The sequence below is a fragment of the Streptomyces iakyrus genome, from assembly GCF_000717055.1.
Taxonomy (GTDB): domain Bacteria; phylum Actinomycetota; class Actinomycetes; order Streptomycetales; family Streptomycetaceae; genus Streptomyces; species Streptomyces iakyrus.
Map to the genome: position 1 here is coordinate 318,132 of NZ_JNXI01000003.1, position 24,910 is coordinate 343,041.

The window sequence follows — 24,910 nt, forward strand, 5'->3', positions numbered from 1 at the left end:
GCGCGGAGGGGTTCGGCCATGCTGGGGCAGGTGGCACCCCTCCCCCACGACAAGGAGCCCCGCATGACCACGGATTCCCTCACCCGTTTCCTGGCGGCTCTGGACCCGGAGCACCGCGAAGCGATCGGGACCAGGCCGCGCGAAGAACAGGAACGGCTCGCGGCGGCCTGGGAACGGGAGCTGGAAGCGGACGACGAACTCGACACCCTCGACGAGCTGTCGCCCCCGGCGGCAGAGGCCGAGGCGGCCCGCCGCGTGCTGGACCGCGAGACCGGGTGAGGCGCGCGGGGGCAACCCCGCCAACGCCCCGCCACCGCCTCCGCCACCACCGCTTCGAGACCGCCGCGGGGTCGTCGTGATACCGCCGGGCAGCGGGATTGTCCGTGATCGGTAACAGACGGATCCGCCGGCCGCCGGCCGCCCTCTTGCCGTATGCACGGGCTCCACGGCGACGGCGAAGGAACAGACGACATGGTGGGAAACGGCGGACGGGGATGGTACGCCAAAGTGCTGGCAGCGGCGCTCGGGGTGACCGCGGTGGCCGGTCTGACCTCGTTCTGGAACGCGCACGTCGGTTCCGGTGAGCGGCCCGACCGGGGCGTCGCGGCGCACCCCGCCCCGTCGCAGGGCCGGAAGGCGGCGTCCGTGGCGGCGGGCATCGTGCACGCCTCGGACGCCGGTGCCCGGGGCGTCAACATCACCATCGACGACGGACCGGACCCCGTCTGGACACCTGAAGTGCTCCAAGTGCTGCGGGACAACGGTGTGAAGGCCACGTTCTGCATGGTGGGCACGCAGGCTCGCGCCCACCCCGGCCTGGTCAAGGCGGTCGTGGCCGCCGGGCACCGGCTCTGCGACCACACGGTCTCGCACGACGTCACCATGGATCACAAATCCAAGGCCTACCAGTCGGAGCAGATCAGGGACGCCGAGCGCCTGATCACCAAGGCCTCCGGAGGGGTGCGTCCGCTGTACTACCGGGCTCCCGGAGGAGCCTTCACGCCCGCCAGCCGTCATCTCGCCGCGTCCCGCGGCATGCGCCCGCTCGGCTGGAACATCGACTCCAAGGACTTCGAGCGCCCCGGCACGAACGCCATCGTCGCCACCGTCAAGAACGAGATCTCCAACGGCCCGACCCTCCTCTTCCACGACGCGGGAGGAGACCGCTCGCAGACCGTCGCCGCCCTGCGGGAGCTCCTGCCGTGGCTGAAGGAGCAGGGGTACTCCTTCGGTTTCCCCGTGCGCTGACGTCCTGGGCTCCGGCGGGGGCGTGTCGCGGGAACCCGCCGGGCCGCCGCTCCGCCGGCCGGTACCGGCCTTCGGGGGAATTCCGGGCGCGCCCCGCGGTGCGCCGGCTTCGGGGTGGTACGGGCATGAGATGTCGACGCCCCCCGATCCACCCGCCTCGGCCCTGCCGCGCCTGGACGACGCCGAGTCGCGCGTGCCGGGCGTGCTGCGGACCGCCGCCGCGTACGCGTGGCGGCTCATCGCGGTCGGCGTCGTCGTCCGGGTCGCCTTCTCCGTGCTCGGGCAGTTCCACCGGATCGCTGTCGCCGTCTTCCTCGGTCTCGTCATCACCGCCGTGCTCCGCCCGGTGGCCGGTCTGCTGGCCCGGTTCGTGCCCCGGCCGCTCGCCGTCGCCGCCGCGCTCATCGGCGGCATCGTCCTCGTCCTCGGGGCACTGGCCCTGGTGGGTGAGACCGTGGCGGACCAGCGGACCGGGCTGGAGAGGGAGTTCGTGGCGGGGATCGACCGGATCGAGCGGCGGCTGGAGGAGCCGCCCTTCCGGCTGCCCGCGGACGCGTTCGACGATCTCCAGTCCCGGATCGGCAAGCTCCTGTCGGACCACCGCTCCACCGTCATCAGTACGGCGGTCAGCGGCGCGAGCCGGCTGGTCGAGGTGCTGACCGTGCTCGCACTGGCCCTGTTCTGCGCGGTCTTCTTCACGCACTCCGGCGAGAAGCAGTGGCAGTGGCTGTGCGACCAGCTTCCCGAACGGACCCGGCAGCGGTTCGCGGTCGGGGCCGGGGCGGCCTGGCGGACCTTCACCGGTTACACGCACGGCATCCTGCTGGTGGCGGCGACCAACGCGGTCCTCGTGGGCATCGCGCTGTTCGCCCTCGGGGTGCCGCTGGCCGTGCCGCTGGCTCTGCTGGAGTTCATGGCGGCGTTCATCCCGCTGATCGGCTCGCCCATCGCCCTGGCGGTCGCCGCCGTGGTCGCCCTGGCGTCGAAGGGGCCGCTCATCGCCCTGGTGGTCGTGGCGCTGATCGTGGTCATCGGCCAGATCGAGGGCCACCTCCTGCACCCGATCGTGATGAGCTGGGCCGTCCGGCTGCACCCGGTTGTGGTCGCCCTGGCGGTGGTCGGCGGGGCGGTGGCGGCGGGGGTGATCGGTGCGGTGGTGGCGGTACCGCTGGTGGCTGTCGTGTGGTCCGTGTACCAGGCGCTGCGGGGCGGTACGGGTGGTCCGGCCCGGGGTACCGCTCCGGCGGACTGAGGTACGGGCGCCCCGGTCTCGCCCCGGGCCCTTCTTCTCAGGGCATTTGTTCCTTCAGCCATCCCAGGACGTCCGGCGTCACGGGGTCGGTGATGTCGGCGAAATCGTCATGGCGCTTGAGGTACGCCGCGACGTACGGGCAGACCGGCACGATCCGCTTGCCCGACGCGCGCACGTCGGCGAGCGCCTGCCGGACCAGCTCCCCGGCCAGGCCCTGGCCGGCGAAGGCGTCGTCGATCTCCGTGTGGAAGAAGACGCGCTGCTCGCCGCGGTCGCGGTAGGCCGTCAGCCCGGCACGGCGTCCGTCGACCAGGATCGCGTACAACTGCTCGGTGTCGGACCGCTGGACGGAAGGAACGGCGGAGGACTGGCTCATCGGGTGCCTTTCATGTGGTCGGGCAGGGGGTCGGGCGGCGCGGGTGCCCGGCCCGTCGGGACCTCAGCGGCGGGCGGGGTTCCCGCGCGGTGTGATGACGGCGTTCGGCAAGGCGGGTGCGGGCAGGCGGCGTCCGGGGTGGCCCTCGACAGCGCCGAAGCGGTCGGAGCCGGCCTGCCAGTCCTCCCGGGCCTGGACGATGTCCGCGTGGCTGCGGCCGATGAAGTTCCACCACATGACGATCTCCTCCTCGAAGGGAGGGCCCCCGAGCAGGACGGTGCGCGCGGGCGCGTCGGAGTCGTTGGCCACCGTCAGGGTGTCGGTGCCGCAGGGGACGTAGCCCAGTTCCGCCGGGCGCAGCGGAGTGCCGATGAGGCGGACGTCCCCGCTGTCGACGAGGAGGCCGTGCTCGAAGGCGGTGTCCACGGCGAGGGTGAGCGTCGCGTGCGGTTCGAGGACGATCTCGGCGCCGAGCAGGGGCGTGAACGACCGCACCGGTGAGGCGCTGCCGGCGAGCGAGCCGAGGAAAACCTTGATCTCGGCGCCGTCGGCCCGCACGGGGCGGGGCACGTGGTGCTGGAAGTCCCGGGCGGCGTTCCGGTGCTCCTCGGGCAGTGCCACCCACAGCTGGACGCCGTGGAGGACGGTGGTGTCGGGAGTGGAGACCTCCGAGTGGGCGATGCCGTATCCGCCGGTCATGAGGTTCATCTCGCCGGGCCGGACCAGGGCGTGGGTGCCGAGGGAGTCGCGGTGTTCGATCTCGCCGCTGAACAGCCAGCTCACCGTCTGGAGGCCGGTGTGCGGATGCGGGGGCACGTCCATGCCCGTCGCACCGGCGTCGACCGGGCCGTAGTGGTCGGCGAAGCACCAGGCTCCGATCAGTGTCCTGGCCCGCTGCGGCAGTGTCCGGCGCACGAGCAGGGCCCGCGGTCCGCCCAGGGGCACTTCGCGCGCCGACAGCACCTCGACCCGGGGTGCCGTGGCCGGACGGTCGCCGTCGACGACCGTTCCGCACCTCAGCGCGGCCGGGTCGGTTTCGACATTGCTCACCGGGACCACCTCTCACCCGCTCTAGTTGTCACATCAACTAGGATGCCACGGAGGCAGACTGACGGCCACAGCGCATGGAGGCGTGGAGTGAGCGACGGAACCACCGGTCCGGCGTCCCGGAGGGTTTTCATCGACAAGCAGAGCCCCAAGGCCTTCCACGCCCTGGTGCAGACCTCGGAGGCGGTCCGGGCGACGGCCGCCGAGGCGGGGCTCGACCGGACGACGGTCGAACTGATCAACCTCCGCGTCTCCCAGATGAACGGCTGCGCCTTCTGCCTCGACCTGCACACCAGGAAGGCCCTGCGCGCGGGAGAGTCGTCTCAGCGGCTGGCGGTGCTGACGGTCTGGCGGGACACCGAGCTGTTCACCCCGGTCGAGCGCGCGGCGCTCGGACTTGCGGAGGCGACGAACGCTCCGGCGGACACCGCGGCGCACGCGGACGCCTACGCGACAGCCCGGCAGGTGCTGACCGAGGACCAGATCTCCGCCGCCATCTGGGTGGCGATCACCATCGGCGCGTTCAACCGGGTGTCGGTCCTCAGCCGGCATCCGGTGCGGCCGCACGCGGCGGACCAGCCGTGAACGCGCCGAGGGCGGGGCAGCGGCGGCACCGCGCTCATCCGTCCGGCTCCTCCCGGATCAGGACGGGTCCTCGTCCATCCTGCGGATGACGCGCTCGGAGATCTCGGTCAGCACCCGCAGTTCGGCAGGCGTGACATGGTCAAGGAACAGGTCGCGCACCGCCTCGACGTGACGGGGCGCGGCGGCCTCGATCGCCTCGCGCCCGGCGTCCGTGATCACCACGAACGCGCCGCGCCCGTCGTCGGGGCACTCCTCCCGGACGACCATGCCCCGTCCGGCCATCCGCGCGATGTGGTGGGACATCCGGCTCTTTTCCCACTCCAGGGACCGGGCCAGATCCTGGTAGCGCTGCCGCCCGTGCGGACTGTCCGTCAGGTGCACCAGCACCGCGAAATCCGCCGGGGACACCTTCGACTCGGACTGCAGCAGGCGCCCCAGCCGCCCGCCGAGCCGCTCGTGCAGCCGGACGAATCCACGCCATGCGCGCTGCTCCTCCGGCGTAAGCCATCGCACCGTCTCCGCCATGGTGGCAGTGTAGACACGGTTGATACATCACCCAATGGGAAGAAAGCGTCATGGGCCGCACGTATCATCGCGCGGTGGGCACTGGGGTGACGATCACGGCTCCGTTCGGCCGGCTGCTGCGCGCGCTGCGGCACAGCCGTCGGCTGACGATCGAGGAGCTGGCCGAGGCGTCGGGGATCTCGGGGCGTGCCATCGGTGACATGGAGCGGGGCCGGAGCCGGCGTCCGCACCGGGGCACCGTCACGGCGCTCGCCCAGGGCCTGGACCTGGACGAGGCGGGGTACGCGGACCTTCTCGCGGCCGCCCGCGCGGCCCGGCCCGGGGCGCGGCCCGCCGAAGGCGTCAGGGTCTCGCCCCTCACGCTGCCGCGGGGTGTGCGGGACTTCGTCGGCCGGCGGGCGGAACTGACCGTGCTGCGCGCTCTCGCGCGGGAGGCCGCCGAGGGCCGAGGAGTGGCGCCGCCCGCGGCCGTCGTGACCGGCCCGCCCGGAAGCGGCAAGACCTCGCTGGCGGTGCGGCTGGCCGAGGAGCCCGAATCGCCCTGCCCCGACGGGGCGTTCCTGGTGGACATGCGGGGCCTGGACGACCGTCCGCTGCCGGCCGGCCAGGCCGTGGCGGCGCTGCTGGCCGCGTGGGGCGTGGGGGACGGCGAGCTGGCCCGGCTGACCGCCGAGGAGCGTCTCGCCCGCTACCACGAGCTCGCCGCCGGGCTCCGTGCGGTCCTGGTGCTGGACAACGCAGGCGGCGAGGCCCAGGTCAGGCCGCTGCTGCCGCGTGCGGGGCGACTGCTGGTGGTGGTGACGAGCCGCCGTACGCTCGCCGGTCTGGAAGGGGTACGGCGCGTCGAGCTCGGGGTGCTGAGCCGTGAGGAGTCCGCCGCCCTGCTGCGGGCCGTGGTGGGCGCCGGGCGGGTGGACGCCGAGCCGGGGGCCGCGGAGGTCGTCGGCGCGTTGTGCGGGCATCTGCCGCTGGCGCTGCGGGTGGCGGCGAACTGGGCTGCCACCCGCACCCACTGGAGCCTGGAGCGGCTCGCCGGCCGGCTCGCCGACGAGGACCGCCGGCTCGACGCGCTCAGCGCGGGTGATCTGCGGGTCAACTCCGCCTTCGCGCTGTCGTGTTCCCGGCTGGCTCCCGAGGCCGCCCGGATGTTCCGGCTGCTGTCGCTCCTGCCGGGCGGTGATTTCAGCGCCGCCCCGGCCGCCGTGCTCGCGGACGTGCCCCTGCCCGATGCCGAGGACCTCCTGGAGGAACTGCTGGAAGCCGGATTGCTGATGACGTCCCGTCAGGACCGCTACCGGCTGCACGACCTGCTGCGCCTGTACGCGGCGGCCCGGCACCGCTCGCAGGACGGGGAGGAGAGATCGCTCGCCGCGCGGGCCCGGTTACGGCACTGGCTGCTGGACACGGCCGTCCTCGCCGGACGCTGGCACGAGCCGGGCTACGGGATGCCACCGGCGGATCCCGGCCGGCTGGTCGCCCTGGACGACCGCGAGCAGGCGGCGCGCTGGATCAAGGCCGAGGGCGACCTCTGGCTGGACGCGTTCCGGGAGGCCGCGGCCCACGGCGAGCACACCCGGGTCGCCGAGGTCGCGGAGGCCATGCACTGGTTCTCCGACCACTGGGTGTCCTGGGGCCACTGGGTCGAGGTCTACGAGCGTGCCGCCGCGGCCGGGGCGGCCCTGGGCCATGCCGCGCTGGAGGCGACCCACCGCAACTACCTCGCCTGGGCGTACTGGGCCTGCGCACGCCGGCACGACGAGGCGGTGGAGTCGGCCACGGACGCGCTGCGGCTGGCCGGGGCGGCCGGCGACGTCCTCCAGCAGGCGTGGGCCCACGCGTACCTCGGCTGGCTGCGGGACGCCGTCGGCGGGGCGGCGCCCGCGGCCGACCACTATCACCGCGCCATGGAGCTGTTCACCGAGGCGGACGACGTCAACGGCTACCTCCAGGTGTCCTGCGGGATGATCCGGGTGCTGCGCGGGGCAGGGCGCGGTGACGCGGCCGTGGAGACCTGCCGGGGCATCATGGACGCGCTCGCGGATCCCCGGCACGGGGACCGGATCCCCGCCAACGTCCGCGAGTTCACCGTCCTGACCGCCCTCTACGCGGTGTCGTTCGTCCACCTCGACGAGGGGCGGTGGCAGGACGCCGTCGAGGCGCTGCGGTCCGTCCGCGGGCAGTTCGACGCCCGCGGATGGCACAAGCAGGCGGGCAAGGTGCACCTGCATCTGGCGCATGCGCTGGCGTGTCTCGGCGAGCGGGCCGAGGCCGCCGCGGAGTACCGGGCCGCGCTCGCCCTGGAGGACCGTGTGCCCGCGGACGTGCGGGACGAGGCCCGCGCAGGTCTCGCCGCACTGACCGCGGGGCGGCCGGCGCCGCTCATCCGGTTCGCGCAGTGACGGGACTCAGCCCCGGCGGCCCGTCGTGGAGGCGAAGCCCAGCCAGGTGTGCCGGTTGTTCCACCAGCACCAGCCGACCTTGGGCGCGTTGCGGCGCTCGCGGCCGTCCCGGCCGGTGCCGTTGCTGATCCAGATGGCCGGAGTGCGGGCGTCGAAGCTGCCGTTGGGCTTGCGCAGCCGGGAGCCGATGGTCATGAAGCAGAGGTTCCGCTCCAGGGCCTCGGGCTGCTGGAGCACCCAGTGGATGCCCTCGGTGAGCACCAGCGGGGTGCGGTCCTCCTTGGTGAGGGCGGGCAGTGCCTCGTCCGGCGACCAGTTGGCCATGTGGTCGCCGCGGTCGATGCCGTGGACGAGGTAGAGCGGGGCGTCGGGCAGTTCGAGGGCTGAGGGTGCGAACTCGTCGACGTCGGGCATGTCGACGACGACGAAGCCCGGCTTGCCGTCGCGGCGCAGCAGCGGCGCGAGGGCCGAGGCGGGCGCCCGGTCCGGGTGCACGGCCAGCAGGGCACCCCGGCCGTCGGCCCCGGCTTCGGCGCGCGCGGCGAAGCTGCGGATCTCCTCGGCGGACAGGCCGGCGATCTCGTGCACCCCGAGCTCGATCAGCCGCTCGGCCTGCGCGCTCAGGGCCGGGGGTGCGGTCAGAACGGTGGACGGGTCGGGCGCGGTCTCGGGCACGATGCTCCTTGGGTCGGCGACACGGGCGGACTCGACGTGGGCGAACTCAGGGGCAACGAGCCGGTGTGCCGGGATGTTCCCGCTCCGCTTCGTCCGTCGACGCTCCGGCGGCCAGGCCGTGGATCCGCCATGCGCGGGGCGTCATCCCGTAGGCCGTGCGGAAGGCGCGGCTGAAGTGGCTGGGGCTGGTGAACCCCCAGCGCCGGGCGACGGCCGCGACCCCGTCCCCCTGGGCCGGGGAGCGCAGCAGATCCCTGCGGCACCGCTCCAGCCGCTGCGTCCGGATCCACTCCCCGACCGTCACGCCCTCCGGCTCGAACAGCTTGTGCAGGTAGCGGACCGATACGAAGTGCGCGGCGGCGATCGCGGGCGGTGCGAGGCCGGGGTCGGCGAGGTGGCGCAGGATGTGGTCCTTGACGCGCACGAGGGTGGCCGCGGCGGTCTCCGGGGCCTGGAGGGCGAACCGGCCGGACCGCTCGTCGATCAGCAGCGCCAGCAGGTCCAGCGCCGTGGCGGCGTACTGCCGGCCGGCGACGGCGTCGAGGTGCGCCGCTTCGCGGGCCAGCCGCGCGAAGTAGGTGGCCACCAGGGCGGCGCTGCCCTCCCGGCCGGAGAACGCCGTGGCGGTCAGCGCCCGCAGGTCCGCGTCCCGCACCCGGAGATCCTGGCGGGGGAAGTGGAAGGAGGTGAACCAGAACCCGTCCTCCACCTTCTTCCGGAACAGCCGGGAGGAGTCGGAGAGGGAGAAGTCGCCCGGTCCGATGCGTGCCTCCCTGCCGTCCTGCTCCTTCAGGGCGCTGCCCCGCCGCTGCAGGGTCAGGATGAGGAACTCCTTGCCGTCCCGGGCGATCAGCTTCCTGCTGCGGGTCACGACCTGCGGACCGGCCTCGACCTGCGAGACCTGTAAGGAACCCAGGCGGTTGCTGACGATGCGGCCGGGCGACGGATCGTCCTCGAGGAGTCGTACGTCGAGCGGGATGAAGGTGCGGCTCACCGCGTGGTGCCAGCGCTCCCCCCGTTCGGCCGCGGACAGTGACGCGGTGGAAAGGACGACGGGCACCTGCATTCCCCCCTGGGCATCGTCGAGGCCGGCAGGTGGTCTGCGCTGCCGGTCTCGTCGATGTCACCACGCCGCCCCGGGGCGGTCCAGGAAGAATCGGGGGAAGAATCGGATCGCTGCGAGGATCACTTCGCCAGGAAGGCGAGCAGCGCCGCGTTGACCTCCTCCGCGTGGGTCCACAGCAGACCGTGCGGGGCGCCCTCGATCTCCACGTAGTCCGCGGCCGGAAGGGCCTTGTGGAACGGCCGTGCGGTCCCCTCCACGGGCAGGATGCGGTCGCCCGTGCCGTGCAGGATCAGGGCCGGCACGTCGATCGCCGGGATGTCGGGGCGGAAGTCGGTGTACCAGGTCGCGGGCGCGGCGGCCGCGGCGAAGAACCCGCCGCGCGCGGCGACGAGCCAGCTGTTGCGCACGGCCTCCTCGCTGATCCGGGTGCCGAGGTTCTCGTCGAGGTTGTAGAAGTCGTTGTAGAAGTCCGTGTAGTAGGCGTAGCGGTCGGCCTTCACCGCCGCGACGACCCCGTCGAAGAACTCCTTCGGGGCGACCCCGCCCGGGTTGTCGTCGGACTTGAGCAGGCAGGGCTCCAGGGAGGCGAGGAAGGCGGCCTTGGCGACCCGGTCGGAGCCGTAGCGGGACACGTACCGGGCGACCTCGCCGGTGCCCATCGAGAACCCGACGAGGACGGCGTCTCGCAGGTCGAGGGTCTCCATCACGGTGTTCAGGTCGGCGGCGAAGGTGTCGTAGTCGTAGCCGGCCGTCGGCTGGGAGGACTGCCCGAAGCCGCGCCGGTCGTAGGTGATCACGCGGTAGCCGGCGTCCAGCAGCACCGCGCTCTGCCGTTCCCAGGAGTGGCCGTCGAGCGGGAATCCGTGGATGAGGACGACCGGCTGCCCGGACCCGTGGTCCTCGTAGTAGAGGTCGACGGCGGTGGAGTTCTCCTGGCCCACGGTGATGTACGGCATGTGCTGCTTCCTCGTTTCCGAGCGGCTTGTGCAAGGGACCCGGCCACGCTAGGACGGCCCCGGCCGGGCCGATGGCCTCACAGCGCACGGGAGTTGACCCGCTGCGCACAAGAGGCCGGGGGTCCTCGGCCTGACGGGCGGCCGGGGGTCTTAACCTGGTGCGCCCCCTGCGTGCGGCGTGACAGCATCGGCGCCATGGAAGGGTTCATGACACCTGATCAGATGTCCGCCCGCACCTCCCGCGCGCTGGCCGCCGCCGTCGGCGCGGGGCGCGATCTGGGGCTCGACGTGGCCGAGGCAAGGGTCGTCTACGACGTGTTCTCCGTCGTGGTGCACCTGGCTCCGTCACCCGTGGTGGTCAGGGTGCCGACCGTCCTGCCGTCGTACGCCGACGCCGGTTCCCAGGCCGCCCGGCAGCGGCAGGAGCTGGCCGTGACGGGGTGGCTCGCGGATCAGGGGCACCCGGTGATCCCGCCCAGTCCGCTCGTACCGCGTGAGCCCGTGCTGCGGGACGGCTTCTCCATGACCTTCTGGCAGTTCGTCGAGCTGGACCAGAGCGCCGAGCCGGATTTCGTGCGCCAGGCCGCCCTGGTCGCCGACCTGCACCTGGCGCTGCGCTCCTACCCGGGTGAACTGCCGTTCCTGTCGGCGGCCGAACCGCGGTTCGTCACCGAGGGGCTCGCCGCGCTCGAAGCGCGCCCTGATCTCCTGGAGCCGGCCGATCTCGACCGGGCGCGGCGCGAGTGGGAGGTCCTGGAGCCGGTCGTCGCCTCGCGGGCGGGGTTCGAGGCGGTGTTCCCCGGCATCGCGTTGCAGCCGGTCCACGGGGACGCCCCGGCGGCCAACATCGTCTCCGGCCCGGCCGGCGTCCTGTACTCCGATTTCGAACTGACCACGCTCGGGCCGGTCGAGTGGGACCTGGCGGCCCTCGGCCCCGAGTGCGAGGCCGCTTACGACGAAGCGGCCGGGCGGCTGGGGCTGCGCCGGCTGGACCAGGACGTGCTGCGGGTCGTCAACGCGGTGGGCATGTCCCGCGCGGTGGCCTGCCTCGCGCTCGCGCCGCAACTGCCCCTGCTGGTGGACGCGCTCAAACCGGCGGTCGAGCAGTGGCGGTCGATGCCGTTCGCCGGAGGGCTGGGCGGCTGAGACCGGCGGCCCGCGGGCCGCTCACTCGGGCAGCGGACGGTCGTCGACGACGTGCTTCATGACGAGGGTGGAGTTGAGGCGCTGGACGCCGGGGAGCCGGGCCAGCTGCTGGTCGTAGAGCCGCTGGAAGGCGGTCAGGTCGGTGGCGGCGACGCGCAGGAGGTAGTCGGGGTCGCCGAACAGCCGCTGGGCCTGGAGCACGTGCGGGACGGCGGCCACGGCCTCTTCGAACGCGGAGACCGTGTCGGCGTCCTCCAGACGCATGGTGACGAAGACGAGGGCCTCGAAGTCGAGGCCGACGGCGGACGGGTCCACCACCGCGCGATAGCCGCGGATCGCGCCCTCGCGTTCGAGGTCGCGCAGCCTGCGGTGGCAGGGCGAGACGCTCAGCTTCACGCGCGCGGCCAGCTCGGTGACCGTGAGACGGCCGTCCAGCTGTAGCTCGGTAAGAATTTTCCGGTCCAGGGCATCCATGGAGAAGATTCTGCCTCAGGCAGCGCGATCAAGGAGTAAAGAAGGGAACACCTTCGGTTCGATCCCGCCTAACCTTCCTCTCGCACCACGGTATGTGAGAGGGAACGATCGATGGACACGACCACGCTGGCGGCCTTCCTGGCAGTGGATCTGCTGCTGATATTCACCCCCGGCGCGGACTGGGCCTACGCGATCACGTCCGGTCTGCGGGACCGGTCGGTCGTGCCGGCGGTCGCCGGGCTGGTCGCCGGATACGCGGGCTACACCCTGCTCGCCGTCGCGGGTCTTGTGGTGATCGTGGCGAGCTCGGCGACGCTGCTCACCGCGCTGACCGTGGCGGGGGCCGGTTACCTGGTGTGGCTCGGCTGGGGAGTGCTGCGGCAGCCGGCCGCCCTGACGGCCGCCGGGGAAGAGGCGGGCCCCGAGGGCGCCTCCCGTCTGCGGGTCATGCTCAGGGGCATCGGGATCAGCGGCCTGAACCCCAAGGCCCTGCTGCTCTACTTCTCCCTGTTCCCGCAGTTCATCGACCCCGCGGGGGCCTGGCCGGTCGCCGGCCAGACCGGCCTGCTCGGCTCGCTGCACATGACCGCCTGCGCCGTCGTCTACCTCACCGTAGGAGTCCTGGCCCGCACGGTTCTGAGGACCAGGCCGGCGGCGGCCCGGGCGGTGACCCGTGTCTCCGGCGCGATGATGATCGTCATCGGCGGGTTCCTGCTGGTGGAGCGCCTGGCCGTCTGACGGCTCCTGGCAGACGCGCCTCAAAGAGGCGGTAGCGGGACAATCGGTGCAGGGAATCGTGAGCAGGCTGGGGCGGCACACCCGGAGGCACCGTGGAGGGACGCGTACCGGACGACTTGGTGGTCGTCGTCGACGCCGACGGGGCGATCATGGTGTGGAGCGACGGCGCTCGCCGTCTGCTCGGCTACGAACCCGCCGAGCTCCTGGGCAAGCCCGTCACCGACCTGCTCGCCGCCCGGCTCCCGGAGTCCACGCGGCGGCACGCGGCCGACGGCCGGCGCTGGGCCGGTGAGGTGGCGCTGCGGCACCGGAACGGCAACCGCGTCGTGGTCCGGCTCCAGGGGACACCGCTGGCGGACGTCGCGGGCGGGCGGCTCTGGCTCGTGACCGGCACCGTGCCGGTGTACCCGGCGGCCCCGGCCGGGCAGGGCACCCTGCCGCTGTGGGACCTCACTCTCGCCCAGCTCCCCGTGCCGGTGGCGGTCTACGACCGCGACGCCCGGCTGGTGGCGGCCAACGAGATCATGACCGAGGTCATGGGCAGGTCCGAGGAGGACATGAAGGGCCTCACCCTGTGGGAGATCGAGCCGAACCCGCCCTTCGACGAGTACGACCGCCTCCAGCGCGAGGTCCTGCGCACCGGCGAGATGATCTTCCACGAGGAACACTCCAAGGCCCCGGGCCAGACCCGGCCGCACGCCTGGTCCATGTTCCTGTCACCCCTGAAGGACGAGAGCGGCACGGTCCACGGCATGTCGGCGACCGTGTTCGACACGACGGAGCAGTACTGGGCCCGCCGCCGGCTGGCGGTGCTCAACGAGGCCAGTCTGCGCATCGGCAGCACCCTGGACGTGACCCGGACGGCCGAGGAGATGGCCGAGGTGGCCGTGACCGGCGGGTTCGCGGACTTCGTCACGGTGGACCTGCTGGAGTCCGTCGCCCTGGGGGACGAGCCGGGAGCGCTGCCGCCGGACACACCGGTCACCGTGCGGCGCACCGCGCAGCTCTCGGTGCTCCAGGGCTGCCCGGAGTCGGTGGTCGCCTCGGGCGAGACGACCCGCTACCCGGTGGGGACGCTGCCGCTGCGGACCCTGAACGCCGGCCGGGGCGTCCGGCACCGGCCCGGGGACCCGGAGCTGCGGGAATGGCTGGAGTCCTCTCCCGCCCGTGCCGAGACCGTGTCGCGGTACCTGATCCATTCGGTGATGATGGTGCCGCTGCGCGCCCGGGGTGTGACGCTGGGCATGGTGCACTTCCTCCGCCACCGAACGCCGGAGTGGTTCAGCGAGGACGACCTGCTGCTCGCGGAGGAGATCGTCGCCCGGGCGGCGGTGAGCGTGGACAACGCCCGCCGGTACACCCGCGAACGCCGCACGGCGCTGGCGCTCCAGCGCAGCCTGCTCCCCGAGCAGCCTCCGCAGCTGGCGGCGCTGGAGGTCGCCTACCGCTATCTGCCGACCGGATCCGGCGCGGACATCGGCGGCGACTGGTTCGACGTGATCCCGCTGTCCGGCGCCCGCGTGGCCCTCGTGGTGGGTGACGTGGTGGGCCACGGCATCCAGGCGTCGGCGACCATGGGCCGGCTGCGGACGGCCGTGCGGACGCTCGCGGACGTCGATCTCGCGCCCGACGAGCTGCTCACCCAGCTGGACGACCTCGTCATCCGGCTGGACCGGGAAGAGGGCCCGGAGGTGCGCGGCGCGCAAGAGGCCTCGGGGCAGGTCGGCGCCACCTGCCTGTACGCGGTGTACGACCCGGTGTCCCGGCGTTGCACCCTGGCGCGCGCCGGGCATCCGGCGCCCGCGCTGGTCACCCCGGGGGGCGGCGTACGGTTCCTGGACCTGCCGGCCGGGCCGCCGCTGGGTTTGGGCGGCCTGCCGTTCGAGGCCACCGAGGTGCAACTGGAGGAGAACAGCCTCCTCACCCTCTACACCGACGGCCTGATCGAGGCGCCCGACCACGACATCGAGGTCGGGATCGGCCTGCTGCACCGGGCGCTGAGCACCCCCGGGGGCACGCTCGACGAGACCTGCGACCGCGTGCTGCGCACGGTGCTGACCGGCCGGCCCGAGGACGACATCGTGCTGATGCTGGCGCGGACGGCCGTGCTCGACGCCGCGAAGGTGCACACCTGGCAGCTGCCCCCGGAGCCGGCGGCCGTGGCCCGGGCCCGCAAGATGGCGGGCGAGCAGCTGGCCGAATGGGGCCTGACGGAGGCGGAGTTCGCCACCGAACTGATCGTCAGCGAGCTGGTCACCAACGCCCTGCGGTACGGCGGCGCCCCCATCGAACTGCGGCTGATCCGCGACTCGACCCTCATCTGCGAGGTGTCCGACGGCAGCAACACCGCGCCGCATCTGCGCCGGGCCCGGGTCTTCGACGAGGGCGGACGGGGCCTGCTGCTCGTCGCCCAGCTCGCCGAGCGGTGGGGCAGCCGCCAGACGGCCACGGGCAAGACCATCTGGGCGGAGCAGCCCCTGTCCGCCGGGCTGTGAGCCGGGCTACCGCGTGTCGACGATGCCGCCGGTCACCGCGATGACCTCGCCGACGGTGTAACTGGAGTCGGCGTCGGAGGCGAGGTAGACGTACGTCGGCGCGATCTCCTCGGGCTGGGCCGCGCGTTCCAGCGGGGCCTCGCTGCCGATGTGGGCGAGCCCGTCCGGCGGCATGTGCGGATCGGCCTCGTTGAGGGGCGTCCACGTCGGGCCCGGCGCGACCACGTTGGCGCGCACGCCCCGCTTGGCCAGGTGCGTGGCGACGGACTTGGTCAGGGTGATCAGCGCGGCCTTCGACGCCGCGTAGTCGATCATCGTGGTGCTGCCCTTGAGGGCCTCCTCGGTGGCGGTGGCGATGACCGCGTCGCCGGGTTGCAGATGGGGCAGGGCCGCCATGAGCAGGTGGAAGTACGCGTAGACGTTCGTCTTGAACGTCAGGTCGAAGTCCTCCGCGGTCAGCTGGTCCAGTTCCAGTTTGCTGTTGAGGTAGGCGGCGTTGCTCACGAGGATGTTCAGCCCGCCGAGTTCCGCCGCCGTCCGTTCGACCGCCGCACGGCAGAACTCCGGGTCGGTGAGGTCGCCGGGCAGCAGCAGACAGCGCCTGCCCTGCTCCTCCACCTCGGTGCGCACGCGCTCCGCGTCGACCTGCTCCTCGGGCAGATGGACCACGGCGACGTCGGCGCCCTCGCGTGCGTACAGCAGCGCCACGGCCCGCCCGATGCCCGAGTCGCCGCCGGTGATCAGCGCGGTCTTCCCCTCCAGCTTCCCGCTCGCGCGGTACCGGCTCGCCCGGTAGCGCGGCTTGCTGCGCATCTCGGCCTCCAGGCCGGGCCGCTGCTGCTTGTCGGAGTCGTAGGGCGGGTCCGGCTCGGACACGACCTGCGGTGCGGACTTTTCCTGCTCGGGCTGCACAACTGCCCCTTTGCCGGCGTCGTCCACGGCGCGGCCCGCTTCACCGGCCGCGCCGTCCTTGCCCGGGCCGCGTTCCCAGGACGGCGGCGGGCATGTCCCGGCCGCCCGGAACGGGCGCGATGCCCGGACCGGAATGCCGGCAGGCACGACGGGTACTCCGAGGATCTTGCAAGCCGGCCTTCGGGCCGTACGCCGTCGGAAGGAGAGCCGTGTCTGACGAGACGGTGAAGAACGTCTTCGTGATCGGACTCGACGAGGCCAATCTGCCCACGCTTCAGCAGGTCCCGGGAGCCGACCGGCTGCGTTTTCACCAGCTGCTGACGATCGAGGAGCTCCAGGTCGGTGAAGTGCACCTGCCCACGCTGCTCGACAAGGCCCAGGGCGTGCTCGACGCGTTCGACGGCAGCATCGACGCGATCGTGGGCTACTGGGACTTCCCGGTCAGCACCCTCGTCCCGATGCTGAGCGAGCGCTACGGCACCCGCAGCACCAGCCTGGAGTCGGTGGTCAAGTGCGAGCACAAGTACTGGAGCCGGCTGGAGCAGCAGAAGGTCACGGACCGGCACCCGCGTTTCGGCCAGGTCGACCTGTCGGCCGAGCCGCCGCGCCCGCCGCAGGATGTGACCTTCCCGATGTGGCTCAAGCCCGCCCTCTCGTACTCCTCGGAGCTCGCCTTCGGAGTGGGTGACGAGGAGGAGTTCCACAAGGCGGTCACCGAGATCCGCGACGGCATCTCCCGCATCGGCCGGCCCTTCGAGCACGTCCTCGAACGCATCGACCTGCCGCCGGAGATGGACGGTGTGGGCGGCCGGGTCTGCCTCGCGGAGGAGTCGATGTCCGGCGTCCAGGTGGCCGTCGAGGGCTATGTCCACCAGGGCGAGGTGACGGTCTACGGGGTCCTGGACTCCATCCAGTACCCGGACTCCCCCTGTTTCCTGCGCCACCAGTACCCCTCGACGCTGCCGCCGCCGGTCATCGCGCAGCTCCACGACGTCAGCGAGCGCGTGATGCGGCAGATCGGGATGGACTCGGCCACCTTCAGCATCGAGTACTTCTACGATCCGCGGTCCCAGGAGATCAACCTGCTGGAGATCAACCCGCGGCACTCCCAGTCGCACGCGGAGCTGTTCCAGTACGTCGACGGCGTGCCCAACCACCACTGCATGGTCCGTCTCGCCCTCGGCGAGGACCCGCACATGCCGCACCGCGAGGGCGAGTACGCCATGGCGGCGAAGTGGTACCACCGCTGGTTCACCGACGGCGTGGTGCGCCGGGTCCCGGGCCCCGAGGAGATCGCCCGCATCGAGCGGGAGACACCGGGGGTGCGCATCGAGGTGATTCCCGCGGAGGGCGACCGGCTCTCGGACCTGCCCGGACAGGACAGTTACAGCTACGAGCTGGCGCACATCTACACCGGCGGCGCGGACGAGGCGGAGCTGCGGGAGAAGTTCGACCACTGCGTGGCCGCCCTGGGTCTGGCCTTCGAGGACGCCACGGCCGAGGCCGACGCAGCCGAGAAGTGAGGAGCACGTGGGTTCCATGCGTTACGTGACCAACCTGCCGTACGAGACGAAGGAGGAGGAGCACGTCACGATCCCGATGTCCGACGGGGTCCGGCTCTCCGCGCACATCTGGCGCCCCACCTCCTCCGACCAGGAGCCGGTCCCGGCGGTGCTGGAGTACATCCCGTACCGCAAGCGCGACCTGACGGCCGTACGGGACTCGGTCCACCACCCCTACCTCGCCGGGCACGGCTACGCGTGTGTCCGCGTCGACCTGCGCGGCACCGGCGACTCCGAGGGCGTGCTGCGCGACGAGTACCTGGAGCGGGAACAGGCGGACGCCGAGGAGATCCTGGCCTGGCTGGCGGAGCAGCACTGGTGCGACGGCGGCACGGGCATGATGGGCATCTCCTGGGGCGCGTTCGCGGCACTCCAGGTGGCGGCCCGCCGGCCGCCGAGCCTGAAGGCCATCGCCATCGCCTCGTTCACCGACGACCGGCACGCCGACGACATGCACTACATGGGCGGCGCCCTGCTGTCGGACAACCTGGCCGAGGCGGGCACCATGTTCGCCTACGGCACCTGCCCGCCCGACCCGGCCGTGGTCGGCGACCGCTGGCGCGGGATGTGGCACGAGCGGCTGGAGAACACCGAGCCCTGGGTGCTGGAGTGGCTGCGTCACCAGCGGCGCGACGACTACTGGCGGCACGCCTCGGTGTGCGAGGACTACACGAGCGTGCGCTGCCCGGTCCTGGCCTCCAGCGGCTGGGCGGACGGCTACTCCAACGCCGTGACCCGGCTGCTCGGGAACCTGGACGTGCCCCGCAAGGGGCTGATCGGACCCTGGTCGCACAAGTTCCCCCACCTCGGGGAGCCCGGCCCCGCGATCGGCTACCTCCAGGAGCTCGTACGGTGGTGGGACCACTGGCTCAAGGGCGTCGACAACGGCGTCATGGACGGGCCGATGCTCCTGGCGTGGATGCAGGACAGCGTGCCGCCCTCCACCTCCTACGAGGAGCGGCCGGGCCGCTGGGTCGGCGAGCCGCACTGGCCGTCGCCGCACATCCGGCCCGAGACGCACCCGCTCACGCGGCACACGATCGGGCCCGCCCAGGACGCCACGGCTGTGCCCTCCGAGGGCGGCGCGGCCATGACCGTGCGCTCGCCGCTGTCCGTCGGCCAGTTCGCGGGCAAGTGGGCCTCCTACAACGCGCCCCCGGACCTGCCCTACGACCAGCGGGAGGAGGACGGCGGTTCGCTCGTCTTCGACAGCGAGCCGCTGACCGAGCCGGTGGAGATCCTCGGCTCGCCGAGCGTGGAGCTCGACCTGTCGGTCAGCGAGCCGGTGGCCCTGGTGGCGGCGCGGCTGTCCGACGTGAGTCCCGACGGCGCCGCGACACGCGTCTCGTACGGCATCCTGAACCTGACCCGCCGTGACAGCACCGAGTCTCCCGAGCCGTTGGAGCCGGGCCGGCGCTACCGGGCCACCATCCCGCTCAACGGCGTGGCGCAGGCGTTCCCGGCGGGCCACCGCATCCGGCTGTCCCTGTCGACGTCCTACTGGCCGCTGGCCTGGCCCGCGCCGAAGCCGGCCCTGCTCAGCGTCCACGAGCACTCCAGCACGCTCACCCTGCCGGTGCGGCCGGTGGACGAGCCGGACGAGGTGGCGTCGTCGCCCTTCGGTGAACCCGAGGGCACTCCCCCGCTCGCCATGACCCAGGTGACGCCCCCGGAGGAGCGCTGGGACGTCAAACGGGATCTGATCGACTACCGCTCCGAGCTGGACATCGTGAAGGACCGGGGCACGGTCCGCTTCGAGGACATCGGCCTGGAGGCCGGCCGCCGCGCCCACGAGCGCTACACGGCGGTCGCCGACGACTTCACCTCGGCCGGCGGCGAAACCACGTGGACCATGCGGTTCCGCCGGGACGCCTGGGACGTGCGGGTGGTCACCAGCACCCGGCTCACGTGCGACGAGACGGACTTCTTCGTCGACGCGACCCTCGACGCGTACGAGGCCGACCGCAGGGTCTTCTCCCGCACCTGGAACGAGACGGTTCCCCGCGATCTGCTGTAGTGCGCCTCACCGCAGCAGGGCGGCGCACCAGCGGAAGTGCCCGTCGTGCGGGCCCATGCCGAAGAGGTCGTACGTGATGAGGGCGTAAGCCTTCTGGTAGAGGGTCAGAACCTCTTCGGCATGGCCCAGTTCGCGGGCGAACAGACGGGTCAGCTCGGCGGTGTGGTGGGCGGCGTGGGGTCCGTACATGTCCCAGACGGCGGCCGTGACCGCCGCCTCGAAGGCCGGGTCGCCGGCGGTGGTGCAGAACCCGAAGTCGAGGACGGCGACCGGGTGCCCGGCCTCGTCCACGTGGAGGTTGGGCGGCACCAGGTCGCCGTGGATGACGCTGTCGGGCCGGTCGGGCAGCGCCCGCAACGAGGCCGCGGTCCGGGACACGACGTCCGCAAGGCCGGGCACCAGCGCGGCGAGGGCGTCCCGGTTGCGGGCGGCGGCCCGCTCCACGAGGGCGGCGAGTGCGTCGGAGAAGCGGGAATGGCCCTGCCGGAGCGGCCGGTCGTCCCCCTGGAAGACCAGGCGGCGCATGGTCTCGGTGCCCGGGACGGTGGCCAGTGCGCGCAGGACGGTGAGCAGGGCGTCGGTCTCGCTGCGGGGCAGGTCGCGGGCCGGCGGGTCACCGTCCCCGCCGGAGCGCAACGGGTGTCCGCCGAGCTCGCGTTCATAGCTGACGAGTACGCCGTCGCGCTCCTCGGCATCCAGGATCTCCGGAGTGCCGAAAGGCAGGGGATGCGCGGCGATGTCGGCGTAGAGCCGTCGGGTGAGGGCGAAGTCGTCCGGAGTGCGCCCGGCCCACACCTTCGCCACGATCCCGTCCTGAAGTCGGTAGACGGTCCCTTCCATACCTGAGGCGAGCCGCCGCGCACGGGGGTGTCCGCGTCCGGCGAAGTACTGGACCCAGTGGTCGGTCTCGTGCGTGTCGGTCTCGGTCATGCCCTGCATTCAACCAAGAACCGCGAAAGCGGACGGGTGTCGCTCCCCCCTGTGGCCCCGGCCCTGATGCCTGCGGATACTGGAGAACTCGCGATACGGACCGGTTCCCGACCCCACCGTCACCGCAGGAGGACCACATGACCGTGCGCACAGGACGTGTCGAACTGACCCCCGCTGCCGAGGACCTGCTGCGACGGCTGACCGGGACGCACGGGCCGGTGATGTTCCACCAGTCCGGCGGCTGCTGCGACGGCAGCGCCCCGATGTGCTACCCGCGCGGCGAGTTCCGGGTCGGCGCCTCGGACGTCCTGCTGGGGCACGTGGCCGGGGACACGCCGTTCTGGATGAGCGCGGACCAGTTCGCGTACTGGTCGCACACGCATCTCACCGTGGACGTGGTCCCCGGCCGCGGCAGCGGCTTCTCGCTGGAGGCGCCGGAGGGCGTCCGCTTCCTGCTCCGCTCCCGCCTCCTCACCGACGAGGAGTTGCGCCGCCTGGAGTCGGAGCCGCCGCTGCCGAACGGGGCGGACCACAGCGCCTAGGGTGGGCCCATGTACCGAGATCGCGGGCGGGAAGTGGGACGGAATCGTCAACCCCTACCCCTCCGAGATCCCGAAGGCTCCGGGCCGCCCGGCCGTGACCAGGATCCCCCGGCAGGAGACGTCGGGCCTGGGAGTGGCCGCCGAGGGCAACGAGACGGGGGCGGGCCGCCCGCTGTCGTTCTCCCCCTACACCCGGGACCGCCGCTTCGTGGACGTGTTCAACACCGGCTTCCTCCCGCTGGAGTGGCGAGCCGGGCCGAGCGCCCCGTGGATCCGGCTGAGCACGTCGGGAGGGGAACTCACCGACCAGGTCCGGGTGTGGGCCGAGATCGACTGGCCGCGCGTACCGCAGGGCACGCACCGTCCGACGCTGACCTTCACCGGAGCGGGCCGGAGCATCGAGGTGCCGCTGCTCGTGGCCGACGACGGGAAGCGGGCCCGCGGCTTCGTCGAGGCCCACGGCTACGTGTCGATCGACGCCGCGCACTTCGACCGCGAGGTGCCGCGGGGCGGGGCGCGCCGGCGGCTCGTCCGCGGGCTGGGCCGCCGTACGGCCGCCGTCGAGGCGGTACCGACGACGGCGCAGCCGATCACCGAGGACCTCACCGCCCGCGCACCGGAGCTGCGGTACCGGGTCCGCTTCACCACGGCCGGCATGTTCCCGGTGACGGTCTTCCGGCTGCCCTCCCTGGACGAACGCGGCAGGCGGCGCCTCGCGGTCGGCCTCGACGACCAGCCGCCGACGGTCCTGTCCGGCCAGGCGATCGCCACCGGCAACCGGGGGACGCGTGGGCCCGCAACGTGGAGGAGGGCGTCGAGAAGCTGACCGCCCGGGTGACGGTGTCCGCGCCAGGTGAGCATGTGCTGCGGCTGTTCATGGTGGATCCGGGGATTGCGGTGGACCAGATCGTGATCGACACGGGTGGTCTGCCCGCGAGTTATCTCGCGCCTCCGGAGAGCTACCACCGCGTCTTCAATTCCGGCCCCGCCGTCGCACCGGGCGTGGCGGCACAGGACCGATAAGCCGGTCGTCGGCAGTCCTCTGGTCGGCCCCGGGACGGAATTTCATGTGCATGCCAGACGTCTGCCGCGATGCCGCGTTCTTCAGGAGCACTGACGGGAACACAGTTTTCTGCGTGCACGGTAAAACCATAGAGAACGGACCCTATGCAGCAACCGTGATTCGCCGAACACCCCCTCCGTGCATCCGTGCGCCCCTACGGAGAAAGGATTCGTCGAACCGCAAGCAGACTCCACTGGGCAGGACATGAGGCGAGCGTCAATTCGGTGCGACCGCATCAGAATTCCGTGTGAACTGAGGCAGGTGGTTTCGATGAACGGCTCCGTTCCCGAGCCGGCCCGGGTTGGGGCAGTGGGCACTGCTCCAGGCATATTCCCATTCATCGGCCACGGTATCGACTTGGCCCGTCGACCGCTGGCTTTTCTGAATTCTTTGCCCGAACACGGGGATCTGGTCGAGATACGCCTGGGTCCGCAGCGTGCCTGGATGGCGTGTCACCCGGCCCTGGTCCACCAGGTGCTCATGGACCCGCGCACCTTCGACAAGGGTGGCCCGCTCTACGACAGGTTACGGCCGCTGCTGGGGGACGGCGTCGGCACCTGCCGCCATCAGGATCACCGGCGCCAGCGCAGGCTGCTCCAGCCCGAGTTCCGCAAGGCCCGCGTCGCCGACCACGTGCGCCTGGTGGGCGAGGAAGTGGAGTCGGTGTGCCACGCGTGGCGGGCCGGGCAAGCGGTCGACATCAGCGCGACCATGCTGGACCTGTCCACACGCGTGGTCAGCCGCGTCCTCTTCTCCGACTCGCTCGGCGCCGCGACGGCCGCCGAGATGCGCAGCTGCCTGGCCACCGTGGTCCGCGGCATGTTCGTCCGGACGGTGATGCCGGTCGACGCCCTGTTCCGTGTTCCCACGTCGGCGAACCGGCGTTACCGGCATGCTTCCGACCGACTGCGCGCGATCGTCGACGCCGCCATCGCCAAGCGTCGGCGAAACTCTCCCCACGACAACCGCGACGACCTGCTCGGCACCCTGCTGGCGGCCACGCGGGCCGACGGCGGCGGAACGCCGATCACGGACCGGGAAGTCCACGGCCAGGTGATGACTCTCCTGTTCGCCGGCGCCGAGAGCACCGCACTGTGCCTCTCCTCCGCCCTGGAGCTCCTGGGGCGGCATCCCGAGGAGGAACGCCGCCTGCACTCCGAAGTCGACGCCGTGCTCGCATCAGGGCAGCCGCCCGGCTCCGACGACCTGCCACGCCTCGTCCGCACCCGCTGCATCCTCACCGAGACCCTTCGCCACCGCCCGCCCGGCTGGCTCTTCACCCGCGTCACCACTCAGGAGACGGAGCTCGCCGGATACCTTCTGCCGAAGGGCGCCACCGTCATGTTCAGCCCCTACCTCCTGCACCACGTCCCCACCCTTTTCCCCGATCCCGATCACTTCCTCCCAAACCGCTGGCTGCCCGGCCAGGCCGTCGCGGTTCCCCCCGGGGCGATGATTCCGTTCGGTGCGGGCAGCCGGAAATGCATCGGAGAGACACTCGCCCTCGCGGAGGCCACGGTGGCCGTCGCGTTCATCGCCCGCCACTGGCGGCTGCGCCATCTGCCCGGCCACACGGAACGGCTGCACCCCGCGGCGTCGTTGGGGCCGAGGCGACTGGTGATGGTCAGCGAACCGCGAGCGGGGCGCCCGGTGGGCACACCGCCTCGGGCGGACTCCCACGTTCCCGGGACAACAGCCGTACCCGTCGTCCACGACTCCCGAACGGCAGGTGGCAACGATGTCCGCGACACATGAGGAAGTCACGCTCGCCGCGCAGGACGGGGTACAGGTCGTCGATCTGAGGGAATTGATCGACGCGAACCTCTACATGCCCTTCCCCTTCCAGCGCAGCCCCCACGCGTCCGAAGCGGCGCTGGGCGTCGAGGAATGGCTGAGGACGTGGGGGCTGACCGACAACCCGGCGGTGGCGGCCATGATCTCCCGTACGCGCCCCGCCGAACTCGCGGCCTGCAACAGTCCGACCATGGACCTCGGGCTCCTCCAGATCGTGGCCAACCAGATCGCCTACCAGTTCATCTACGACGACCGCGCGGAGGACGTCGGCCGGTACACGCCGGGCCGGCTGCTGCCCATGCTGTGCGAGAGCATCGCGATCCTGCGGGACGACCAACCACCCACCACCTCGCTCGGGGCGGCCCTGGCCGACCTTCATCGACAGGTACGCGAGCGGTGCACACCCGCTCAGGCCGCACGGTGGGCCTGGAACAGCCGTGAGTACGTCCACGGCCTGCTGTACGAAGCGGTGGCCCAGAACCATGCCGCCCCCGTGGGAAGCGGGCTGTGCCGGTCCGTACGCTCCCTCATCGCGGGCGTCGAGCCGTTCTACCCGCTGTGCGAGGCCGCGCAGCCGTGCGAACTGACTCCGGAGGAGATCCATCACCCTGTCATGCGGCGCTTGAGCCGGCTGTCGGCCGACGCGGCGGTGTGGATACCCGACCTCTTCTCCGCGGTGAAGGAACAGCGGGCGGGCGGCCTGATCAACCTCGCCCTCGCCTACCAGCGGACACACCGGTGCTCTTTGCCGACGGCCGTCGCACTCGCCACACGGCACATCAACAGCACGATCCGCGAGTTCGAGCGGCTCTACGCTGAGTTCAGGCCGGAGTTGACCCCGTCCGGAGTCGGCTATGTCGAGGGCATGGCCGGCTGGATCCGCGGCTGCTACTTCTGGTCCCGCACCGTGCCCAGGTACGCGGACGCGTTGGCGGCACCGCCCTTGCTCTGATCCGCTCCGACCGGTCGTTTCCACCGCAGGGGCCCCCGAGAGGGGCGGAAATACAGCAGACTACCCGAAAGGCTGAGGCTCGAACCGCTCCTGCGGGAAATTCACCCGCTCTGTCTACCTCTACTTCCGACCCGGCCAAGGGGCGTGCACCAAGGC

At 72.0% G+C, this 24,910-nt stretch carries 22 protein-coding genes and 1 pseudogene; 14 read left to right on the forward strand and 9 right to left on the reverse strand.

The features are described 5' to 3' along the window. Positions 1–63: 63 nt before the first annotated feature. From OO68_RS06460 to OO68_RS06470, 3 genes are all read left to right on the forward strand, one after another. Complete coding sequence (locus OO68_RS06460) at positions 64–279, forward strand: hypothetical protein (RefSeq protein WP_033307506.1); 216 nt, start codon at positions 64–66, stop codon at positions 277–279. A gap of 192 nt (positions 280–471) precedes the next feature. Then, positions 472–1,248 carry a polysaccharide deacetylase family protein gene (locus tag OO68_RS06465; protein WP_033307159.1) on the forward strand — a complete coding sequence of 259 codons (777 nt, stop codon included), beginning with the start codon at positions 472–474 and terminating at the stop codon, positions 1,246–1,248. Positions 1,249–1,378: 130 nt separating this feature from the next. Then, entirely contained in the window at positions 1,379–2,500 is a 1,122-nt protein-coding gene (locus tag OO68_RS06470; RefSeq protein WP_051814509.1) for an AI-2E family transporter, read from the forward strand. Between the two features lie 37 nt (positions 2,501–2,537). Here the strand turns inward: OO68_RS06470 and OO68_RS47120 are convergent, their stop codons facing one another. Beyond that, positions 2,538–2,876: a GNAT family N-acetyltransferase gene (locus OO68_RS47120; RefSeq protein ID WP_033307160.1), complete on the reverse strand. Its 339-nt coding sequence runs from the start codon at positions 2,874–2,876 to the stop codon at positions 2,538–2,540. A 63-nt stretch (positions 2,877–2,939) separates the two neighbouring features. Then, complete coding sequence (locus tag OO68_RS06480; protein WP_033307161.1) at positions 2,940–3,926, reverse strand: pirin family protein; 987 nt, start codon at positions 3,924–3,926, stop codon at positions 2,940–2,942. Between the two features lie 87 nt (positions 3,927–4,013). Between OO68_RS06480 and OO68_RS06485 the strand changes: the two genes are divergently transcribed. Further along, complete coding sequence (locus tag OO68_RS06485) at positions 4,014–4,508, forward strand: carboxymuconolactone decarboxylase family protein (protein WP_033307162.1); 495 nt, start codon at positions 4,014–4,016, stop codon at positions 4,506–4,508. Between the two features lie 57 nt (positions 4,509–4,565). Here OO68_RS06485 and OO68_RS06490 read toward each other — a convergent pair whose 3' ends face one another. After that, positions 4,566–5,033, reverse strand: a complete 468-nt coding sequence (locus OO68_RS06490) for a MarR family winged helix-turn-helix transcriptional regulator (RefSeq protein WP_033307163.1) — start codon at positions 5,031–5,033, stop codon at positions 4,566–4,568. 74 nt (positions 5,034–5,107) lie between these two features. On the opposite strand from OO68_RS06490, the gene OO68_RS06495 reads away from it, so the two are divergent. Next, positions 5,108–7,432 carry an ATP-binding protein gene (locus OO68_RS06495; protein WP_167345876.1) on the forward strand — a complete coding sequence of 775 codons (2,325 nt, stop codon included), beginning with the start codon at positions 5,108–5,110 and terminating at the stop codon, positions 7,430–7,432. Positions 7,433–7,438: 6 nt separating this feature from the next. On the opposite strand, the gene OO68_RS06500 is transcribed toward OO68_RS06495, so the two are convergent. From OO68_RS06500 to OO68_RS06510, 3 genes are all read right to left on the reverse strand, one after another. Further along, complete coding sequence (locus OO68_RS06500) at positions 7,439–8,107, reverse strand: DUF5701 family protein (RefSeq protein ID WP_033307164.1); 669 nt, start codon at positions 8,105–8,107, stop codon at positions 7,439–7,441. 46 nt (positions 8,108–8,153) lie between these two features. Continuing rightward, positions 8,154–9,167 (reverse strand): AraC-like ligand-binding domain-containing protein, encoded by a 1,014-nt coding sequence (locus OO68_RS06505; RefSeq protein WP_063739302.1) that lies wholly within the window; start codon positions 9,165–9,167, stop codon positions 8,154–8,156. Positions 9,168–9,292: 125 nt separating this feature from the next. Further along, a complete protein-coding gene (locus tag OO68_RS06510; RefSeq protein ID WP_033307165.1) occupies positions 9,293–10,129 on the reverse strand; it encodes an alpha/beta fold hydrolase in 837 nt (278 codons plus the stop codon). A 207-nt stretch (positions 10,130–10,336) separates the two neighbouring features. On the opposite strand from OO68_RS06510, the gene OO68_RS06515 reads away from it, so the two are divergent. Next, complete coding sequence (locus OO68_RS06515; protein ID WP_245236914.1) at positions 10,337–11,275, forward strand: aminoglycoside phosphotransferase family protein; 939 nt, start codon at positions 10,337–10,339, stop codon at positions 11,273–11,275. Positions 11,276–11,296: 21 nt separating this feature from the next. Here the strand turns inward: OO68_RS06515 and OO68_RS06520 are convergent, their stop codons facing one another. Continuing rightward, positions 11,297–11,749, reverse strand: a complete 453-nt coding sequence (locus OO68_RS06520; RefSeq protein ID WP_033307166.1) for an Lrp/AsnC family transcriptional regulator — start codon at positions 11,747–11,749, stop codon at positions 11,297–11,299. Between the two features lie 111 nt (positions 11,750–11,860). On the opposite strand from OO68_RS06520, the gene OO68_RS06525 reads away from it, so the two are divergent. Together OO68_RS06525 and OO68_RS06530 are read left to right on the forward strand one after the other, a co-directional pair. After that, positions 11,861–12,487, forward strand: a complete 627-nt coding sequence (locus OO68_RS06525; RefSeq protein ID WP_033307167.1) for a LysE family translocator — start codon at positions 11,861–11,863, stop codon at positions 12,485–12,487. 92 nt (positions 12,488–12,579) lie between these two features. Next, positions 12,580–14,982: a SpoIIE family protein phosphatase gene (locus tag OO68_RS06530; protein WP_033307168.1), complete on the forward strand. Its 2,403-nt coding sequence runs from the start codon at positions 12,580–12,582 to the stop codon at positions 14,980–14,982. Between the two features lie 6 nt (positions 14,983–14,988). On the opposite strand, the gene OO68_RS06535 is transcribed toward OO68_RS06530, so the two are convergent. Beyond that, complete coding sequence (locus OO68_RS06535) at positions 14,989–15,894, reverse strand: SDR family oxidoreductase (protein WP_078625226.1); 906 nt, start codon at positions 15,892–15,894, stop codon at positions 14,989–14,991. Between the two features lie 209 nt (positions 15,895–16,103). Here OO68_RS06535 and OO68_RS06540 point away from each other — a divergent pair, with 209 nt between their 5' ends. Continuing rightward, complete coding sequence (locus OO68_RS06540; RefSeq protein WP_033307169.1) at positions 16,104–17,417, forward strand: ATP-grasp domain-containing protein; 1,314 nt, start codon at positions 16,104–16,106, stop codon at positions 17,415–17,417. A gap of 16 nt (positions 17,418–17,433) precedes the next feature. Next, a complete protein-coding gene (locus OO68_RS06545; RefSeq protein ID WP_033307170.1) occupies positions 17,434–19,473 on the forward strand; it encodes a CocE/NonD family hydrolase in 2,040 nt (679 codons plus the stop codon). Between the two features lie 6 nt (positions 19,474–19,479). Here the strand turns inward: OO68_RS06545 and OO68_RS06550 are convergent, their stop codons facing one another. After that, complete coding sequence (locus tag OO68_RS06550) at positions 19,480–20,403, reverse strand: phosphotransferase family protein (protein ID WP_033307512.1); 924 nt, start codon at positions 20,401–20,403, stop codon at positions 19,480–19,482. Between the two features lie 137 nt (positions 20,404–20,540). Here OO68_RS06550 and OO68_RS06555 point away from each other — a divergent pair, with 137 nt between their 5' ends. The 4 genes and pseudogenes from OO68_RS06555 (at position 20,541) to OO68_RS06575 (ending at position 24,754) form a co-directional block, all read left to right on the forward strand. After that, on the forward strand, positions 20,541–20,945 hold the full coding sequence (locus OO68_RS06555) for a DUF779 domain-containing protein (protein WP_033307171.1): 405 nt from the start codon (positions 20,541–20,543) through the stop codon (positions 20,943–20,945). Between the two features lie 499 nt (positions 20,946–21,444). Next, positions 21,445–21,968, forward strand: a pseudogene (locus tag OO68_RS47475) (hypothetical protein). Positions 21,969–22,278: 310 nt separating this feature from the next. After that, on the forward strand, positions 22,279–23,763 hold the full coding sequence (locus tag OO68_RS06570; protein WP_078625211.1) for a cytochrome P450: 1,485 nt from the start codon (positions 22,279–22,281) through the stop codon (positions 23,761–23,763). After that, entirely contained in the window at positions 23,747–24,754 is a 1,008-nt protein-coding gene (locus OO68_RS06575; protein ID WP_033307174.1) for a (-)-alpha-amorphene synthase, read from the forward strand. Before OO68_RS06570 ends, OO68_RS06575 begins: the two co-directional genes overlap by 17 nt. Positions 24,755–24,910 lie beyond the last annotated feature (156 nt).

Excerpts from the sequence above, each read along its gene's own strand:
- OO68_RS06525 (WP_033307167.1), top strand. The coding sequence starts at position 11,861 with ATGGACACGACCACGCTGGCGGCCTTCCTGGCAGTGGATCTGCTGCTG.
- OO68_RS06555 (WP_033307171.1), top strand. The coding sequence starts at position 20,541 with ATGACCGTGCGCACAGGACGTGTCGAACTGACCCCCGCTGCCGAGGAC.
- OO68_RS47120 (WP_033307160.1), bottom strand. The coding sequence starts at position 2,876 with ATGAGCCAGTCCTCCGCCGTTCCTTCCGTCCAGCGGTCCGACACCGAG.
- OO68_RS06470 (WP_051814509.1), top strand. The coding sequence starts at position 1,379 with ATGTCGACGCCCCCCGATCCACCCGCCTCGGCCCTGCCGCGCCTGGAC.
- OO68_RS06575 (WP_033307174.1), top strand. The coding sequence starts at position 23,747 with ATGTCCGCGACACATGAGGAAGTCACGCTCGCCGCGCAGGACGGGGTA.
- OO68_RS06460 (WP_033307506.1), top strand. The coding sequence starts at position 64 with ATGACCACGGATTCCCTCACCCGTTTCCTGGCGGCTCTGGACCCGGAG.
- OO68_RS06490 (WP_033307163.1), bottom strand. The coding sequence starts at position 5,033 with ATGGCGGAGACGGTGCGATGGCTTACGCCGGAGGAGCAGCGCGCATGG.
- OO68_RS06520 (WP_033307166.1), bottom strand. The coding sequence starts at position 11,749 with ATGGATGCCCTGGACCGGAAAATTCTTACCGAGCTACAGCTGGACGGC.
- OO68_RS06550 (WP_033307512.1), bottom strand. The coding sequence starts at position 20,403 with ATGACCGAGACCGACACGCACGAGACCGACCACTGGGTCCAGTACTTC.
- OO68_RS06545 (WP_033307170.1), top strand. The coding sequence starts at position 17,434 with ATGCGTTACGTGACCAACCTGCCGTACGAGACGAAGGAGGAGGAGCAC.
- OO68_RS06510 (WP_033307165.1), bottom strand. The coding sequence starts at position 10,129 with ATGCCGTACATCACCGTGGGCCAGGAGAACTCCACCGCCGTCGACCTC.
- OO68_RS06465 (WP_033307159.1), top strand. The coding sequence starts at position 472 with ATGGTGGGAAACGGCGGACGGGGATGGTACGCCAAAGTGCTGGCAGCG.
- OO68_RS06515 (WP_245236914.1), top strand. The coding sequence starts at position 10,337 with ATGACACCTGATCAGATGTCCGCCCGCACCTCCCGCGCGCTGGCCGCC.
- OO68_RS06570 (WP_078625211.1), top strand. The coding sequence starts at position 22,279 with ATGAACGGCTCCGTTCCCGAGCCGGCCCGGGTTGGGGCAGTGGGCACT.